Below are 18064 nucleotides of genomic sequence, written 5' to 3'. Positions count from 1 at the left end.
GTGTTTCCTGTGCGTTCTCGGCAGACTCGCGCTCGCCGAACCGGCACCACCGAGCCGGTCTCGCATTTCGATCGAGCGGAAGGATGCACACAATGCCGAACACCGCGCGTTGGGCAGCGACTCTCACCCTGACGGCCACCGCCGTATGCGGCCCCCTCCTCGGGTCCGCCCAAGCAGCCCCCTCGGGGCTCTACGCCCCCTCCGCCCTGGTGCTCACCACGGGCCACGGCCAGACCGCCGCCGCCGCGACTCCGGAACGCGCGGTCACTCTGAACTGCGCCCCCACGGCCTCCGGGACCCATCCCGCCGCGCCGGACGCCTGTGCCGAACTACGGGCGGTCAAGGGCGATCTCGACGCGCTGGCCCCACGGAACGACGTCTTCTGTACCAGGCAGTACGACCCCGTGGTCGTCACGGTCGCAGGCGTCTGGCAGGGCAAGCGCGTCTCGTACGAGCGCACCTTCGCCAACGAGTGCGTGAAGACCTCCTACGGGACGACGGTCTTCGCGTTCTGAGAGACCGGGATCGCGTGGCCGTCGTGGACATGGACCGGGATCCGTAGCTGGGGAGTGCGGGACCCGTCACGAAGCGCCATGTGATTTCGCACCGAGGGCCGGTCAGACGGAGTGGGGCCGTCGACCGGCCTTCGGCATGTCCGCGTGACGCCGCGGCGTCCACGACGCGGGCGGGCGCCCCCTGGAGGGTGCCGCGGCGGACGCCGGCCGCCTGCCGTCCCCGGCTCGTGCCGTACCACGCCGGTGCCGTCCGTGCGCCGCACGGACCGTGTCCGTCACCGGTCCGGGTCACCCGGGATGCCGGAGCGGCCGACATGGAGTAGCGGTGGAGCATGGGTGCACTCCTCGACTGGGACCAGCGGCTGTTCACACGGGTGGCCACCGCACGGGTGCCCGGAGCCGATCCGGCGCTGCGGCGGCTCAGCCACGCGGCCAACCACGGCCGTCTGTGGCTCGGCACGGCCGCCGGTCTCGGCCTCGTGGGCGGGCCGTCCGGACGCCGGGCGGCGCTGCGGGGACTGGGCTCGCTGGCGCTGGCCTCGTTCACCGTCAACACGCTGGTGAAGTGGAGTGCCCGCCGCCCCCGCCCGGTGCTGGAAGGAGTCCCCGCGATCCGGCGCCTGGCCCGTCAGCCGCACACCACGTCCTTCCCGTCGGGCCACTCCGCCTCCGCCGCGGCCTTCGCCACCGCCGTCGCCCTGGAGTCCACGCGCTACGGCCTCCTGGTCGCGCCCGTGGCCGCCGCCGTCGCCTTCTCGCGTGTCTACGTGGGTGTCCACTACCCGGGAGACGTCCTCGCCGGTGTGGCCATCGGTGCGGGCGCGGCCGCCCTCACCTGCCGCTGGTGGCCGCCGCGCCCCGTCCTGCCGGAGCGGGAGCGGCCCGCCGCGCGGGCGCCCGCGCTGCCGCTCGGCAAGGGGCTGGTCGTCGTCGTGGACGAACCGGCCGGTACCGCGGCGCCCGGGGCGCCGGGGTCGGCCGCCCGGCGGTTGCGCGCCCTGCTGCCCGACGCCGAGGTGATCGAGCCGGGCCCCGAGGACGACTTCGCGGACCTGCTCACCGCGGCGGCGGACCGCGCGGCGCAGACCGGTGGCGCGCTCGGTGTCTGCGGGAGCGACGCCAGAGCGGGGACGGCCGCCCGCGCGGCGGCCGAACGGGGGCTGGCGCTCGCCGTGTTCCCCGCCGGCGCCGCCGACCGTTTCGCGCTGGACGTGGGCGTGCCCGACGCCGAGGACACCGCGCTGGCGGTCGTCCGGGGCGAGGCGGTCTCGGTGGACGTCGGCGTGGCCCGTTCGGGGGCGGGGGAGGACACCTGGTTCCTGAACGAGTTCAGCATCGGCCCGTATCCCGAACTCGTGCGGCTGCGGGCGGAGTCGGAGCGGCACCGGCCCGCCGCGCCCGCGACGGCCTTCGCCCTGCTCCGGTTGCTCGGCGCCGCCCGCCCCGTCGAGGTGAACGTCAACGGCCGCCCCCGCAGGCTGTGGCTGCTCCTCGCGGGCAACGGCCGCTACGTACCGGAGGGGCTGGCCCCCGCGTTCCGGCCGCGCCTGGACGACGATCTGCTCGACGTGCGCCTGGTCGACGCGGACCACCGCCTCGCCCGCACGCGTGCCGTCGCCGCCGCGGTCCTCGGGACCCTGGAGCATTCGCGGGTCTACGAGGCCGAGCGGGTCCCGTGGGTGGAGCTGGACGGCATCGCGGGCGCGGAGACCCTCGCGTTCGACGGTGAACCGCGCTCCGGAGCACCGGGACTGAGGCTGGAGAAGGAGTACCGGGCGCTGGTCGTGTACCGGCCCGTCCGGGGGAGGACCGAGCCGGTCCCGGAGGCGCGTGCGGCCGCCGGCCGGGGACGGGGGAGGGGCCGCCGTCTCCCTGCGGACGGCGGCCCCTCGGCCTGACGGTGATCGGGCGTCGCCCGGTCACATGTGGACGACCGGTGCGGCGTCCGGGTCCTGGGCCGGGGTGCCCCGGCGGTAGAGCACGAGCGCGAGGAGCGCTCCGGCGGCGAAGAAGCCGGCCGACCACCAGAAGGCGGTGGTGTAGCTCTCGATCGTCGACTGGGCCTGGACCAGTTTGTCCGTCGCGTCCTTGCCCGCGAGGTAGCTGGTCGCGGCGCTCGCGGCGAGCGTGTTCAGCAGCGCGGTGCCGATCGAACCGCCCACCTGCTGCATGGTGTTGACGGTCGCGGAGGCGACACCCGCGTCCTCGGGGGCGATCCCGCTGGTGGCCAGCGACATGGCGGGCGGCATCACCATGCCGAGGCCCGCGCCGATCAGCAGCAGTTGGGGCAGGACGTCGGTGGAGAAGGACGAGCCGATGCCGATGCCGGTCAGCCAGGCCATGCCGAGCGCGGCGACCGCGAAGCCCGCGGGGATGACGGCCTTCGGCCCGATCCGGGGGACCAGGACCGTGGTGGAGACCTGGGCCATGACCATCAGGGCCGCCATCATCGGCAGGAACGCCACACCCGTCTTGGTGGGGCTGAAGCCGAGGTTGAGCTGGAGGTAGTAGGTCAGGAAGAGGAAGACGCCGAACATGCCCGCGCCGGTGATCAGCACCGCGAGGAACGAGGCGGCCCGGTTGCGGTCGAGCAGGACGCGCATCGGCAGCAGCGGGTGCGCGGCGCGGGTCTGCCACCAGGCGAACACGGCCAGCAGGACACCGCCCGCGGCGAGGAAGCCCCAGGTGGCGGGCGAGCTCCAGTCGTGCGTCTCGGCGTTGGAGAAGCCGTAGACCAGGGAGAAGAGACCGGTGGAGACCAGCAGGGTGCCGGGCAGGTCCAGCTTGGAGTCCGCCGCGTCCCGGTGGCCGCTCAGCAGGACCCAGCCGCCCGCGAAGGCGACGACCGCGAAGAGAAGGTTGACGAACAGCGTCCAGCGCCAGTCGAGCGCGTCGGTCAGGAGACCGCCGAGCAGCAGGCCCACCGCGCCGCCGGCGCCGGCGATGGCGCCGTACACGCTGAACGCCTTGGCGCGCTCCTTGGCGTCGGTGAACGTCGTGTTCAGCAGTGAGAGGGCGGCCGGTGCGAGGAGGGCGCCGAACACGCCCTGGAGGGCGCGCGCGGTGACCAGCATCCCGAAGCTGGTCGAGACGCCGCCCAGGACCGAGGCGGCGGCGAATCCGGCGACCCCGATCAGGAAGGCGGGCTTGCGGCCGAAGAGGTCCGCGATGCGGCCGCCGAGCAGCAGCAGGGAGGCGAAGGCCAGGGAGTACGCGGTGACGATCCACTGCCGGTTGCCGTCGGAGAATCCGAGGTCCGCCTGGGCGGAGGGCAGGGCGATGTTCACGATGGTGGCGTCGAGGACCACCATGAGCTGGGCGATGCCGATGATCGAGAGGATCCACCAGCGCCGCTTCGACGAGGGCGCGGACGGTGCGTCCGCGGCACCCGCGCCGGTGCCTTTGGTCAGGGTCTGGGACATGGCAGAAGCACTCCAGGGAAGACGCTCTTGTGTGCACGTAAACGAAACGGTTTCGTACACATCGACTCTCCGACCATAAACCCCGATCGAGCGAAACGGCAACGTTTCGATAGCTGGCCGGGTGTGACGTGCGTCCCACCCGCGTCCTAGATTGGGGAACGAGAGCCTGGACGCCCTCCGCACGAGGGACACCCTCACCGAAGGACCGAGGACACCATGTCCGCCGAAGTCACCGCAGGTACCGGGACGTATCTCACCCTGGACGACGGCCGCCCCGCCGTCCGCTTCAGCCGCGTCCACGACCACCCCGCCGACCGTCTCTGGCGGTTCCTGACCGACCCGGACGAACTGGTCGCGTGGTTCCCCTCCCGCGCCGAGATGGAGCTGCGCCCCGGCGGCACGATCACCTTCAGCGGTGATCCGCACATGCCCGGGTCGACCGGGCGGGTCCTCGCCGTCGACCCGCCCCGCCGCCTCTCCTTCGAGTGGGGCGGCGACGAACTGCGCTTCGACCTCGAAGTCCTCGACGGCGGGCGCACCCGCTTCACCCTCACCGACGTGCTCGCCGAGCGGAACACGGCCGCCCGCAACGGCGCCGGCTGGGAGGTGTGCCTCGCCGCCCTCGACCGGGCGGTGCGCGGTGAACCGACGGAGGGCCCGCGCGCCGGCGGGATCCCGGCCTGGAAGGAGATCTACGAGGACTACGTCGCGGCGGGTGTCCCCTCGGGCGCGCCGGTGCCGGGCGTGGACTGACAGATCAGGCGAGCTGCCGCCGCACCAGCTCGTGCAGCCGGCCGCCCGTGTCCGCCAGCAACTGGGCGGGCGGGCCCTGCTGGGCGATCCGGCCGTTCTCCATCACGATGACCCGGTCCGCGTCCAGCACCGTCGAGAGCCGGTGCGCGATCACCACCCGGGTGGCGTTCAGGGCCTTGGTGCTCTCGATCACCGTGCGCTGCGTCGCGTTGTCCAGGGCGCTGGTCGCCTCGTCGAAGAAGAGGATGCGGGGCCGTCGTATCAACGCCTGGGCGATCATGAGGCGTTGGCGCTGGCCGCCCGAGATCGCGCCGCTGCCCGCCACCAGCGTGTGCAGCCCCATCGGCATCCGCCTGATGTCCTCGGCCAGACCCGCCATCTCGGCCGCCTCCATCGCCTCCTCCGGCGTGTACGCCTCGGTGCCGCAGATGCAGTCGAGGATCGACCCCGTGAAGGGCTGCGCGTGCTGGAGCACCACGCCGCACTGACGTCGTACGGCGGACTGGTCGAGGGCTCCGAGATCCTGGCCGTCGTACAGCACACTGCCCGACACCGGCCGGTCGAAGCCGATCAGCAGCCGCAGCAGGGTCGACTTGCCGCAGCCGCTCGGGCCCACGACCGCCACGAACTCGCCGGGACGGACGGCGAACGACACGTCGTCCAGGACGAGCGGGCCGTCGTCGGCGTACCGGAACGACAGTCGCCGTGCCTCGATCGCGCCGGACAGGACACCGGGACGCGTACTCGCCCCGCGCACCTCGGGGGCCGCGTCGAGCACCGGCCGGATCTCCTCGAACATCGGCAGCGCGGCCACCGCGGAGACGAGCGCGCCGGTGATCTGGGTGACCGAGGTCAGCAGCATCGTCAGCGAGGTGCTGAACGTGAGGAAGTCCGCGGCCGACAGCGAGCCGTGCGCGGGGCCCGCCAGCAGCATGAACATCAGCAGGGTGCACAACGGCAGATAGACCGCGCCCATCACCGTCGTCAGGTTCTTGACCCGGCCGACGCGCTGCTGGAGTTCACGGCTGCGCGCGAACTCGCCCGCCCAGGCCGCGTACGCGTAGTTCTCGGCCGCGGCGACGCGCAGCTTGGGCAGCCCGCGCAGGGTCTGGAACGCCTGGTTGTTGAGCTTGTTGCCCAGCACCACCAGACGGCGCTGCCCGCGGACCTGCCACAGACCGAGACCCAGGAACCCGGCTGCGACGACCACGAGCATCCCGATCGCGGCCAGCGCCATCGGCACGCTGTACCAGAGCAGCAGGCCCAGGTTCATCGCGCCGACCGTGCCCGCCTGCGCCAGCGTCGGGCCGACACCCGCGAGCAGACGCCGGATCGCGCTCACGCCCATCGCGGCACTCGCGAGCTCACCGGTCGAACGGGCGGCGAAGAACGAGGTGGGCAGCCTCAGCAGCCGGTCCCACACGGCCGGTTGGAGACTCGCCTCGACCCGGCCCTCCATCCGCAGCAGCGTGAGGTTCTGCAGCAGCGTGAACGCCGCCGACACGACGCTCGTGACCATCAGCGCGAGACAGACCTGCACGATCAGGCCGTGCTCGGCCTTCGGAACGTACTCGCCGAGCACCCGGCCGGTCGCGACCGGCACCAGCGCGCCGATCGCCACGGTCACCAGCGCGCTGACCGCGAGGTTGCGCACATCCCCGCCGGTGCCCGCCAGACAGAACCGCAGCAGCCGCAGCGGTCCGAGCCGGCCCTCGGGCAGCGGGCGGTAGAACATCACCGCCCGTGGCTCGAACTCCGGCGCGTTGGCCTTCTCGACCGGCGTCTCCCGCCCCGAGGACGGCTGTACGGCGACATAGCCGCCGCGCCGCCACAGCAGCGCCACCGGAGCACCGGACACCGCCCGGCTGCCGACCAGCGGGCCGATGTCGTCCCGCCACCAGCGGCCGTCGAGGCGCACGGTGCGGGTGCGCAGCCGTGAGGCGAGCGCGATCCGTTCGACGGGGTCGAGCCGTTCGCTCTCCGTGCCGCCGCCCGCCCGCTCGGCCAGGGTGATCCCGGCGGCGCGGGCGACCAGCTCGCAGGCCGCGTACGTGGCGTCGGTCTCGGCCGCGGTCGGGCGCTTCGCCGACCGGCGGCCGATCGAGGCGAGCAGCGTCCGGTCGGCCCGGTCGCGCACGGCCTCACCGGCCTTGATGCCCGCCGCGGCACGGTCCTCGTGACCGGCCTCCAGCTCCTCGATCCAGCGGTCGAGCGTGGACAGCAGCCGGTACTGCTGGTCGACCATGCTCTGCCAGACGCCGGAGTCCATCAGCAGATCGGCCGCCGCCTCGGCCCCGTACAGCGAGCCGTACTGCACGCTCCCCGGCGGGACCCGCATCCAGAACACGTCGTCGTCGGTGGGCGCGGGGGCGTTCCCGGTGGCCGTCGGCGCCTGGAAGAGGACGGAGAGACCGCGTCCGACGCCGAGCGCGAGCGCGTGCTCCAGCGGGCTCGACTCGGGCGGCACGAACTGCGGGTTGCCGTACGCGTCGTACGACCAGGTCGCGGTGCCGGCCTGCTCGTACAGCTCGCGCAGCCCGATGCGGCGCAGCTCGCAGCCACGCACCGGCCGTCCTACCAGCGTGTGCTGGGGACCCGTCACCGGGCCGAGCAGCAGCGAGCCCGCTTCGAGCCGGCCGAGGTGGTGCCAGTGGCCCTGCTGGGCCGCGTCGACCGCGAACAGGTCCATGGCACCCGCGGCCACCAGCCACAGGACCTGGGGACCCTCCAGATCGAGCCGGCTCAGACCCGCGCCGCCGACCGGGGCTCCCATGCCGCCCAGCGCCCCGAGCACCACGTCCTGTTCGTGGACGCCTTCGTGAACCGTGGTCATCTCAACGCTCCCTGACCAGAACGGAGTAGGGGCCGCCGGCCGCCACCAGTGCCTCGTGCCGCCCGCGTTCCACGACCGAGCCGTGTTCGAGCACGACGATCTCGTCGCTGTCCCTGACCGTGCTCAGCCGGTGGGCGATCACCACGCAGGCGCAGCCGCGCCGGCGCAGGTTGTCCATGACGGTCTGCTCCGTCTCCGCGTCCAGGGCGCTGGTCACCTCGTCGAGCACCAGGACGCTGGGCCTGCGCACCAACGCCCGCGCGATCTCCAGGCGTTGCCGCTGACCGCCGGAGAAGTTCCGTCCGTCCTGCTCGACCCGGCTGTGGATCCCGCCCGGACGGCGCGCGACGACGTCGTACAGCGCCGCGTCCTGGAGCGCGGCGGTCACCGCGTCGTCGGAGATCGAGGGATCCCACAGCGCCACGTTGTCGCGGACCGTCCCCTCGAACAGGAACACGTCCTGGTCGACGAACGACACGGAGGACGCGAGCGCTCCGCGCGGGATGTCCTCCAGACGGCGGCCGTCGATACGGATCGCGCCCTCCCACGGCGTGTACAGGCCCGAGATCAGCCGGGACACCGTCGACTTGCCGCTGCCCGAACCGCCCACGAGAGCGACCTGCTGCCCCGGCCCGACCGTCAGCGAGAACCCGGTGAGCAGCGGCTCGTCGAGCGGGCTGTAGCCGAACGTGATGTTCTCCAGCTCCACGAGACCCCGCAGCCGCCGGGTGGACCCGCCGGTGCCGGGGCGGTCGTAGAGCGGGTCGGCACGGAAGTTCTCCACGTCCTTGAGCCGGGCCACGTCGGCCGCGAAGTCCTGGATGCGGCCGGCGACACCGTTGAGCCGGGTGATCGGCGCGGTGAACCGGGTGACCAGTGCCTGGAAGGCGACCAGCAGGCCCACCGAGACCTGTCCCTCCACCGCCCGCAGGCCGCCGATCCACAGGATCAGCGCGCTGTTGAGCATGGCCAGCGTCGGGGCGACCACCCCCAGCCAGGCGCTCGGCACCCCGAGGCGCTGCTGTTCCTCCAGCGTGGTGGCGTGCTGTCCGGCCCACTTGCGGAAGTAGCCGTCCTCACCGCCCGTGGCCTTCATCGTCTCGATCAACTGCAGCCCGGTGTAAGCGGTGTTGGTCAGCCGGGCGGTGTCGGCGCGCAGCTTCGCGGTACGGGTCGCGCGCAGCCGGATCACCACGCGCATCGCCACCACGTTGAGCAGCGCGACACCGATACCGACGGCCGTGAGCTGCGGGTCGTACGTGTAGAGCAGCACGGCGTACAGGACGACGACGACCGCGTCCACGCCCGCGGCGGCGAGATCGCGCGCCAGGGTCTCGGCCACCGCGTCGTTCGACTGGAGCCGCTGCACCAGGTCGGCCGGGCTGCGCTGGGAGAAGAAGGTGACCGGCAGCCGCAGCAGATGGCGCAGGAACCGGGCGCTGGAGAGCGTCGAGGAGATGAGCCGGCCGCGCAGCAGATTCGCCTGCTGGAGCCAGGTCAGCACCACCGTCAGCAGCACCGAGGCGCCCATCGACGCGAACAGCACGCCCAGCAGCGAGCTCTGACCGCCGATCAGATACTGGTCGATGAACGTCCGGCTGAGCGCCGGCACGACCGCGCCGACCGCCACCAGCAGCAGGCTCGCCAGCACCGCGACGGGCATCGTGCCCGAAGTGCCGCGCAGCCGGGCCGGCATGGCGCCCAGCACTCCGGCCCTGCGGCCGCCCCTGCGGAACCCGGGGCCCGGCTCCATGACCAGCACGACCCCGGTGAAACTGGTGTCGAAGTCCTCCATCGGCACGAAACGGCGGCCCTTGCCGGGGTCGTTGACGAACACGCCCCGGCGTCCGAGACGGCGGCCCATGCCGTCGTACACGACATAGTGGTTGAACTCCCAGAACAGGATCGCGGGCCCCCGCACCTCGGCGAGCGCGGCCGTGTCCATCTGCATGCCCTTGGCCGTCAGACCGTATCCACGCGCCGCCTTGAGCAGGTTGCTCGCGCGCGAACCGTCCCGCGAGACACCGCACGCGATGCGCAGCTCCTCGAGCGGGACGTGCCGGCCGTGGTGGCCGAGCACCATCGCGAGGGACGCCGCGCCGCACTCCACGGCCTCCATCTGGAGCACGGTGGGGGTGCGGACGCTCTTGACCCGGGTCCTGGGCACGCTGCGCCGGGGCGGCGCGGCACGTCGTCTGCCGCGGGTGTCCGGTGCGGCGCTCACGGCAGGAGCCAGTCGACGGGGCGCTGACCGGCCAGCCGCACCGAGGCCGTGGCCAGGGTCATGGAGGTGAGCGCGTAGGGCGGGCCGTCCGCGGAGGACCACTTCAGGCCGCTGCGGGTGCCGGACGCGCGGTCGAGCCGGACCAGCACCGCGACCGGTCTGCCCTTCTCGCTGAACTGCTCGCCGAGTTGGGCGTCACCGAGGTAGGCGGTGATCTGCTGCCGGGTCTGCGCGCTGCGGCCCACCGCCTTCACATGGCCGCGCAGCACTCCGTAGCGCTGGGCGGGCACGGACTGGACGGTCAGGTCGACGGCGGCGCCCGCGGGGATGGAGGCGGCGCTCGCGGCGGAGACGTACACCGTGGCGTACAGGGGATCGGTGGCGTGGGCGACCTTCTCCACGGCGGCGACGTCCGCGCCGGTCGGGATGATCGCGCCGATGGCGGCGGCCAGGGCGGTGACGCGGCCCGCGGCGACCGTGCGGACGACGGTGGTCTCCCCCCGCGCCGTACGCACCTTCACCACGGGCGCGTTCTCGGGAAGCCGTTCGCCCTCCGTCGCGAGGACCGCGGTGACCTGCCCGGCGACCGGACTCTGGAGGATGTAACTGCCCTGCGCGTGGGTGAGGACGGCGGGCGCGCCGACGGTGGAGGCGACGGTGCCGGTCACGGCCCAGACGGAGGCGGCGGCCATGGCGACGACCGTCACGGCCAGCACGAGCCGGCCCTGCGGGCGGGCGAGGCGCACCGGGAGGTCGAGCTCTTCGGGGGACCGCAGCTTGGCGAGGGCCTGTTGGCGGAACTGCACGGGACTCTTCTCACCTGTTCGAGAGGCTTACGGCACCCCGAGAGTCCCGGAACCGGTGGGGCGGTTCCGGGACTCGGCGGCGTGAAACGCGATCAGAGACCGGCGACCAGGCCGGTGACCGGGGCGGTGTTCAGGCCGGTCACACCCTCGACGGTGCCGATGGCCGTGCCCACGATGCCGGAGACCGGGGCAACGCCGTCCACCAGGCCGGTGACGGTGCCGACGGCGTTCAGCGCGAGGCCACCGGAGACGTTGTCGAGGTCGGCGTCGGAGATCTCGGCGGTCTCGACACGGGGGGTGGAGTTCATGATGGAACTTCCCTTCATATGGATATTCACAAGGGGGAGAGCGGCCCCCTCTGGGGGACAGACGACGGCCGCCACCGCGGGGGTGCGGCTCCCGTTCCCGGGAGCTGTGCGACCTCCGCGGTGCAACGGATCAAAGCACGGCCGCGGGGCGCCCTTCCAATCAACCAGGGCTCTCACCTGGGAACTTGTGCTCCATGGGCGATGAACCGTGCAGGGGCGCACACGCCTCTGCGGCCACTTCTTCACATGCTGCGCGGCATCGGTTCACCCCGCCCCTTGCCACCGGCGCTCCGAAGGGGACGGCCCCGGCCCATCGGCCGGAGGGGGGCGCGCGACTGTGCAGATCCCCGGTTCACGGTGACCCCGGTGAGCACGGGGTGTGCAGATTCCCTGAATCCGGGATTCCGCCACCACTTGTCGACGGAGCGTCGCCGACCGGTCGCGTTGCGTGCCGATCGAGGGAGTGCCGAGGGGTGGGGTGGGGGTCGTCCGGGGGTTTGAGGGTTCGGCGGGGGCCTGGGCGCCGCCGAACCCCGGCCGGGGGCCGCGTTCACCGCGCCGGCTCGCGCGCCGTGGCCCCGGCGTGAAGGAAATGACCCGGTTGTCTCCGCAATCGACGACTTTGGCGAAGTCAACTTCCGCAATTTGCAATGGCAGTTGAACACCCCGGGTGGCACACGCGTATCAACCGGCAAGCAGGCGCCCCCCTAGTCAGCTGCCGGACGCGGCATCGACCCCGTCCCCAGGAGGTCAAGAGTTGAGTCACAAACGGATACCCAAGCGCAAGGCCGCCATCGCGGTAGGCGGCGTCGCGGCGCTCGGAGCAGCGGCCCTGCTGCTGCCCAACGCCAACGCGTCGCAGTCGAACGGGGACGCCGCCACTCCCAGAACCTTCAAGTCGAACGACGTCTCGGACGTCGCCTCCATGCTGGCCTCCCAACTGGGTGACGCGTTCGCCGGCTCGTACTACGACGCGGCGAACAAGCAGCTCGTCATCAACGTCGTCGGTAACAACAGCAACGTCGTCAACCAGATCGAGCGGGCCGGTGCGGTGGCCCACCAGGTGCAGAACAGCACCGCCGAACTGACGGCCGCCGCCAAGACGCTGAAGAGCGACGCCTCGATCCCGGGCACCTCGTGGTCCGTCGACCCGAAGACCAACGAGATCCGCGTGACCGCGGACTCCACCGTCACGGGCGCCAAGTGGAACACCGTGGAGTCGACCGTCAAGAACCTCGGTTCCGGCGTGGCGACCCTCTCGAAGTCGGCCGGCACCCTCAAGACCTTCGTCGACGGCGGCGACGCCATCTTCGGCGGCAACGCCCGCTGTTCGCTCGGCTTCAACGTCACCGCGGGCGACGGCACCCCCGCCTTCCTGACCGCGGGTCACTGCGGTGTCGCCGCCGCCCAGTGGTCGGACGCGCAGGGCGGTCAGCCCATCGCGACGGTCGACCAGGCCACCTTCCCCGGCAACGGCGACTTCTCGCTCGTCAAGTACGACGACCCGGCCACGCAGACGAACAGCGCCGTCAACGTGGGCAACGGGCAGAGCGTCCAGATCAACCAGGCCGTCGAGGCCGCGGTGGGCCAGCAGGTCTTCCGGATGGGCAGCACCACGGGTCTGCACGACGGTAACGTGACCGGTCTCAACGCCACCGTGAACTACCCCGAGGGCACCGTCACGGGCCTCATCCAGACCGACGTGTGCGCCGAGGCGGGCGACAGCGGCGGCTCCCTGTTCACGCAGGACGGCGGCGCGGTCGGACTGACCTCCGGCGGCAGCGGTGACTGCACGGCCGGCGGCGAGACCTTCTTCCAGCCCGTCACCACCGCCCTGGCGGCGACCGGCGCGACGCTGGGCGCCGGTGACGCGGGTGCGGGTGCGGGTGACGCGGGTGCCGGTGACGCCGGTGCCGGCGGAGCGGTGGACCCGAGTGCGAGCGCGGCCGACCCGGGCGCCGGCGGTGACGCGGTGGACCCGAGCGCGGGTGCCGTGGACCCGAGTGCGGGGGCCGTGGACCCGGGCGCCGGCGGAGCCGTGGACCCGAGCGCCACCGCCAGTGACGCGGCGGGTACGGGCACCGGCCAGAACGCCGGGCACCACACCCGCAGGAAGCACCACTAGTCCGGTGCCGCGGCCGCGTGGCCGGCCGCGGTCACGGGTGAGGGTCCGGACCTCGTGTCCGCCCCGTGAAGCCGGGTGAACCGGCGATCAAGAACCACTGACCGGCCAACGGAACAGGGAATTCCGGTCGACAGTGGACAGGTCCGGCCCTCCGGCGGGAGGGTCGGACCGCTCCTCATCCGGCGTCGGCCCCGCCGTGCGGCCGGACCCGCAGCAGGAGCAGCGCGACGTCGTCGGGCCGCTCCCGCGTCGCCTCCCCGCCCTGCTGGAGCAGGGTGTCCGCCAGCTCGTCCAGCGGCTGGTGCCCGTTCGCCGCGAGCCGCCGCGCGAGGTCGGCGAGCGCGTCCTCGATGTCGACACCGGGGGACTCGATGAGACCGTCGGTGTACAGGGCGAGCACCGAACCGGGGACGAGCGGCACCTCGGTCGTCGGATAGACGGCGTCGGCGTCGATCCCCAGCAGCGGCCCGCCCGCCAGGTCGAGCACCTTCACCTTGCCGTCCGGCCGGAGCAGCAGCGGCGGCGGATGCCCCGCCCGGGCCATCACCGCGACCCCGCGCGCGGGGTCCAGACGCAGATACAGACAACTGGCGAACAGCTCGGTGCCCAGGTCGATGAGCAGCCGGTTGGTGCTCCGCATCACCTCCTCCGGCGCCTGCCCGACCGCCGTGTACGCGCGGACCGCGGTACGGATCTGCCCCATCAGCCCGGCCGCCGTCACGTTGTGCCCCTGCACGTCCCCGATCACCGCCGCCGCCCGGCCGTCCGAGGACACCATGTCGTAGAAGTCCCCGCCGATCTCCATGCCCTGGGTCGCCGGCAGATAGCGCGCCGCCGCCTCGATCGAGGCCAGCGGCGGCAGCGACGCCGGCAGCAGCGCGGCCTGCAGCCCCTGTGCGAGCTGGAGTTTGGCGTCGTAGAGCAGGGCGCGCTCCAGCGCCTGGGCGATCAGCCCGCTCAGACTGGTCAGCACCGCGCGCTCGTCGGCCGCGAAGTGGTGGGACTGCGTGTACCCGAGGACGCAGGTGCCCACCGGCCGCCCGGAGGCCACCAGCGGCAGATACGCCCACGCGCCCATGCCGTCGGGGGTCGCGTTCCGTGCCGGGTACAGCCGCTCCAACTGCTCACGCGAGTCGAAGAACGCGGGCACACCGGTGTTCAGCGCCTGGGTGCCCGGGGTCTGCTCGCTCAGCGGCAGCCCGTTGAAGCGCTCCACGACGTGCGCGTCCGGATAACCCCGGTGCCCGAGGACGTGCATGCGCCCGGCCCGGCTGGCGAGGACGACCAGGGACTGACTGCCGACGGCCGGCGAGATCTCGTCCGCCACGAGCTGCACCACGTCCTGCACGCCCGCCGCCTCCGTCAGCGCGCTCGCCAGGCTCAGCACGTGGGAGATCGTCACCAGGCGGGGGCTGCCGTCGCGCTGCTGCGGTCCCGCCCGGGTCATCTCCGACACCGGCCGGGCCCGCGCGATCCGCACGCTCAGTCCGCTCGTACTCGGATACAGCCGGAACGACAGCCAGTCGCCCGGCGGACGCAGCGCGACGAAGGAGGTCACGTGCTGGCTGATCAGCGCCGCCCGGTAGCGGTCCTCGTAGACCGGGTCGTTCAGCCAGGGCACGGCCGCCCACAACTGGGTGCCCAGGAGACCGCTGACGGGCACCCCGAGCAGCTCGGCCGTCGCCGCGTTCGCGAAGCCGACCCGCCCGTGCAGATCCAGCGAGCACAGCCCGTACGGCAGCCGCCCCACCATCCGCGCCGCCTCCACCGAGCCGAGCGCGCCGCCCGGCGCCGCCGGGTACGGCGTGAGCAGGTCCGGCTCGGGGTGCAGCGGCCGGTTCTCCGCGGCGGCCCGCTCCAGCCGCAGCGCGAGCCGGTCGCAGGCCGCCGTGAGGCGATCGCGCTCCCGGTCGGAGAGGTCGGACGGATGCGAGCCCGGCCAGGTCACGTAGACGGCACCGTACACCGTGCCCGGCGTCGCCACCGGCAGCGCGACCAGGGCGAAGGGATACGGGAGCACCACCGCGATCCGGGGATACCTGCGCGCCATCTCGTGCTCGCCCCCCACCCAGACCAGCCGCCGCCCCCGCACCGCCTCCGCGACCGGGATCGGCGCGTTGAGCCCCACCCGCTCCCACGGCGCGGCGAACGCCCGGGGCAGCCCCGCGGAGACCGTCATCTCCAGCACCGGCTCCTGGGCGGACAGCAGATAGACGGCTCCGGAATGGGCGTCCACGTCGTCCATCATCGCGGCCAGCGCCAGCGACAGCAGCGGACGTCCCACCGGGGCCGGCCGACCGGCCGGCGCCTGCGCGGTCTCCAGTCCCTCGGACACGGCGACCACCTCCTCGCGGGGCCGTCCACGACCTCCGCCCTCCAGGGGACAAGGCTCCCCCCTGTCGGCCGATCGCGCACGGCGAGCCGACCCGTCCCCCGGGCGGGCGCCGCGCCCGGCCGGCCGTGTCCCGGCCGGGCGCGACACGAACCGTCCCTTTCGTCATGAGAACGCTGTGTGAATCACAAGAACCCCGGCGGATTCGATTTCGTTCGATCGGCCGTCCCGCACGGCCTCCACCGCAGGCCCGACGCGTTCGGAACGGTCACAGGGGCTGCGCCCGAGCCCGGGAAGCGCTGTAATGACGGCGTGGTCAGTGAGGGTGCTGCGGAACGCGGAACGAGAACGTCGCGTGCCGAACTTGCCCTGAAGACGCTCACCGCGGATCTCGACCCGCGCGAACGGCTGCACCGCCTGCTGGAACAGGCACTCGTCTTCACCGGTGCGACCGTGGCCGCCGTGTACTCACCGAGTGCGAGCGGCGGTGAACTGCATCTGGCCGAGTCCGCGGGGGTGCCCAGGACGCTGTACGGGCTCCGCGACAGCTACCCCCTGTCCGGCGGCTCCCCGGCCGCCGAGGCGCTGCGCTCGGGACAGCCGTGCTGGCTCGGACCCGAGGAGCTCGCCCGCTGCGCCGACGCCCGGCGGCTGGCCTCCCAGGACTTCTCACTGGCCGTCCTGCCCCTGCGGGACAACGGCTGCATGGTCGCCGTCAGCGACGGCCCCGCCGGCTTCGGCGCCGAGGACCGGGCCTGCCTCGGGATGATCTCCGAAGCCGTCGTCGTCCCGCCCGCGCCGCCGCCGGACACGGCGGCGGACCTGCCCGCCAGCTCGTTCAGCCTCGCCATGGACACCGGACACGTCGAGGTCGACCACGACGTGCTCGAGCTGTTCGGACTGTCCCCCACCGCCTTCGACGGCAAGGTCGAGACCCTCCTGTCGATGGCCGTGCCGGAGGACCTCCCGGCCCTGATGTCCGCGGTCGAACCGGACCACATGTCGATCGGCGAACGCGAGCTGGAGTTCCGGATCCTCCAGCCGTCCGGCGGCCACAAGTGGCTCCGGCTGCGCGCCCGGCTGGTGCCGTCCGCCGAGGGCCGCCCCGCACGGCTCGTGGGCACCGTCTCCGACGCCTCCAAGCTGCGCTCCGGACTGAGCGACGTGGGCCGCGTCCAGCGGCTCGCCGCCGCGCTCGCCACCGCGGGCACCGTCCGCGACGTCGGCCAGGCCGTCGTCGCCGCCCTGCGCAAGCCCCTCCAGGCCGACCGGATCGCCGTCGCCGAGCTGGAGGGCGACCGACTCGTCGTCACACTCCTCGACCCGCCCCAGCCGGAGGTCTGGCCGGAGCTGTGGCGCAGCGAATGGCGCTCGGAGTGGCCCGACGCGCCCGTCCGGGCCATGCCCACGCTCGCCGCGGCCCTCAACGAGGGACGGCCCGCCATCTGGCCCGCCGGCGCGGACCTGGAGCCCGCGCTCGCCGAGGTCGGCCCCGGCGGACTCGCCGTCCTGCCGCTGCCCGCGGGCGGCCGCATGGCGGGCGCCTGCCTGATCGGCTGGGACGCCCCGCACGAGTTCGGCCCCGAGGAACGAGCCCTGCTCACCGCCTCCGCGGGCCTCGCCGGGCAGGCCCTCGTGCGCGCCCACGCCTTCGACGCCGAGCACGAGCTCATCGGCATGCTCCAGCGGACCCTGCTCCCGCGCCGGCTGCCCCGGCTGCCCGGCGCGGTCGCCGTCGCCCGCTATCTGCCCACCACGTCGGGCCTGGACGTCGGCGGCGACTGGTACGACGTCATCCCGCTGCCCGACAATCACGTCGCCCTCGTCATCGGTGACGTGCAGGGGCACAACGCCTCGGCCGCGACCGTCATGGGCCAGATGCGCACCGCCCTGCGTGCCTACGCCGTCGAGGGGCACCCGCCGGACGTGGTGGTCTCGCACGCCAACCGGCTCCTGCTCGATCTGGAGACCGACCTCTTCGCCACCTGCTGCTACGTCGACGTCGACATGGAGGAGGGGTCCGCCTGGTACGTACGCGCCGGACACATCCCGCCCGTACTGCGCCACCCGAACGGCCGCACCGAGGTCCCCGAGTCGGAGACCGGGCCGCCGCTCGGCGTCATCCGGCAGGCCGACTTCCCCATGAGCCCGCTCAGGCTCCAGCCCGGCACCATCGTCGCGCTGACCACCGACGGACTGGTCGAGTCCGTCGAGGTCGACGTCGAGGACGGTCTGAACCGGCTCGCCGAGGGCCTGGCCGGCTCCGACCCCGCCCACCTCGGTCTCGTCGCCGACGAGCTGCTCACCGGCGCCAACCGCAGCGACGACGTGGCCCTCCTGCTCATGCGGTACGACGGCATGGAGGTCCTGCCGCTGCGCGAGAGCTGGACCGTCTGGCGGGTCCCCGAGGCGGTCCGGCACGCCCGCCGCTACACCCGGCGCGCCCTGCGGAGCTGGGGCGTCGGCGCGTACACCGACACCGCCCTGCTGATCGTCTCCGAACTCGTCACCAACGCCCTGGTGCACACCGACGGCCAGGTCAGGCTCGACCTCACCCTCGTCAACCACCGCCTGCGCATCGCGGTCGCCGACAACTCGCCCCGCACGCCGATCAAGCCCACCAGCATCGGCTGGGAGGCCACCGGGGGCCGTGGCATCCTGCTCGTCGAGGCGACGTCGGCGACCTGGGGCACGGTGCCGGTGAGCGGCGGGAAGCAGGTCTGGAGCGAGATCGCGCTCGACTGAC

At 73.0% G+C, this 18064-nt stretch carries 11 protein-coding genes; 5 read left to right on the top strand and 6 right to left on the bottom strand.

The window, feature by feature from the left end; genetic code table 11:
• Window positions 1-92 precede the first annotated feature (92 nt).
• Both ACZ4TO_RS03050 and ACZ4TO_RS03045 read left to right on the top strand, forming a co-directional pair.
• Entirely contained in the window at window positions 93-515 is a 423-nt protein-coding gene (locus tag ACZ4TO_RS03050) for a protease inhibitor (RefSeq protein WP_382779730.1), read from the top strand.
• Window positions 516-847: 332 nt separating this feature from the next.
• Window positions 848-2413, top strand: a complete 1566-nt coding sequence (locus ACZ4TO_RS03045) for a bifunctional phosphatase PAP2/diacylglycerol kinase family protein (RefSeq protein WP_468023241.1) — start codon at window positions 848-850, stop codon at window positions 2411-2413.
• A gap of 21 nt (window positions 2414-2434) precedes the next feature.
• On the opposite strand, the gene ACZ4TO_RS03040 is transcribed toward ACZ4TO_RS03045, so the two are convergent.
• The gene (locus ACZ4TO_RS03040) at window positions 2435-3937 is read right to left on the bottom strand and encodes an MFS transporter (protein ID WP_382779735.1); all 1503 of its coding nucleotides are present in this window, start codon (window positions 3935-3937) and stop codon (window positions 2435-2437) included.
• A 216-nt stretch (window positions 3938-4153) separates the two neighbouring features.
• On the opposite strand from ACZ4TO_RS03040, the gene ACZ4TO_RS03035 reads away from it, so the two are divergent.
• Window positions 4154-4690 (top strand): SRPBCC family protein, encoded by a 537-nt coding sequence (locus ACZ4TO_RS03035; RefSeq protein ID WP_382779738.1) that lies wholly within the window; start codon window positions 4154-4156, stop codon window positions 4688-4690.
• Window positions 4691-4694: 4 nt separating this feature from the next.
• Here ACZ4TO_RS03035 and ACZ4TO_RS03030 read toward each other — a convergent pair whose 3' ends face one another.
• The 4 genes from ACZ4TO_RS03030 to ACZ4TO_RS03015 all read right to left on the bottom strand — a co-directional run bounded on the left by ACZ4TO_RS03030 (window position 4695) and on the right by ACZ4TO_RS03015 (window position 10861).
• Window positions 4695-7523 carry an NHLP bacteriocin export ABC transporter permease/ATPase subunit gene (locus ACZ4TO_RS03030; protein ID WP_468023240.1) on the bottom strand — a complete coding sequence of 943 codons (2829 nt, stop codon included), beginning with the start codon at window positions 7521-7523 and terminating at the stop codon, window positions 4695-4697.
• A 1-nt stretch (window position 7524) separates the two neighbouring features.
• Entirely contained in the window at window positions 7525-9747 is a 2223-nt protein-coding gene (locus ACZ4TO_RS03025; protein ID WP_468023239.1) for an NHLP family bacteriocin export ABC transporter peptidase/permease/ATPase subunit, read from the bottom strand.
• Window positions 9744-10553: a hypothetical protein gene (locus ACZ4TO_RS03020; protein WP_468023238.1), complete on the bottom strand. Its 810-nt coding sequence runs from the start codon at window positions 10551-10553 to the stop codon at window positions 9744-9746. The genes ACZ4TO_RS03025 and ACZ4TO_RS03020 overlap by 4 nt, the downstream gene beginning before the upstream one ends.
• 92 nt (window positions 10554-10645) lie before the next feature.
• Window positions 10646-10861 (bottom strand): type A2 lantipeptide, encoded by a 216-nt coding sequence (locus tag ACZ4TO_RS03015; protein ID WP_326783939.1) that lies wholly within the window; start codon window positions 10859-10861, stop codon window positions 10646-10648.
• Between the two features lie 757 nt (window positions 10862-11618).
• Between ACZ4TO_RS03015 and ACZ4TO_RS03010 the strand changes: the two genes are divergently transcribed.
• Window positions 11619-12986, top strand: coding sequence for a S1 family peptidase (locus ACZ4TO_RS03010; protein ID WP_468023237.1), 1368 nt, complete (start codon window positions 11619-11621; stop codon window positions 12984-12986).
• A 175-nt stretch (window positions 12987-13161) separates the two neighbouring features.
• Here the strand turns inward: ACZ4TO_RS03010 and ACZ4TO_RS03005 are convergent, their stop codons facing one another.
• A complete protein-coding gene (locus ACZ4TO_RS03005; RefSeq protein WP_468023236.1) occupies window positions 13162-15330 on the bottom strand; it encodes a SpoIIE family protein phosphatase in 2169 nt (722 codons plus the stop codon).
• A 300-nt stretch (window positions 15331-15630) separates the two neighbouring features.
• Between ACZ4TO_RS03005 and ACZ4TO_RS03000 the strand changes: the two genes are divergently transcribed.
• The gene (locus ACZ4TO_RS03000; protein WP_382779756.1) at window positions 15631-18063 is read left to right on the top strand and encodes a SpoIIE family protein phosphatase; all 2433 of its coding nucleotides are present in this window, start codon (window positions 15631-15633) and stop codon (window positions 18061-18063) included.
• Window position 18064: the final 1 nt, after the last annotated feature.

The organism is Streptomyces sp. NPDC028298 (genome assembly GCF_055565895.1).
This window is presented reverse-complemented; position numbering and strand designations above follow the sequence as displayed.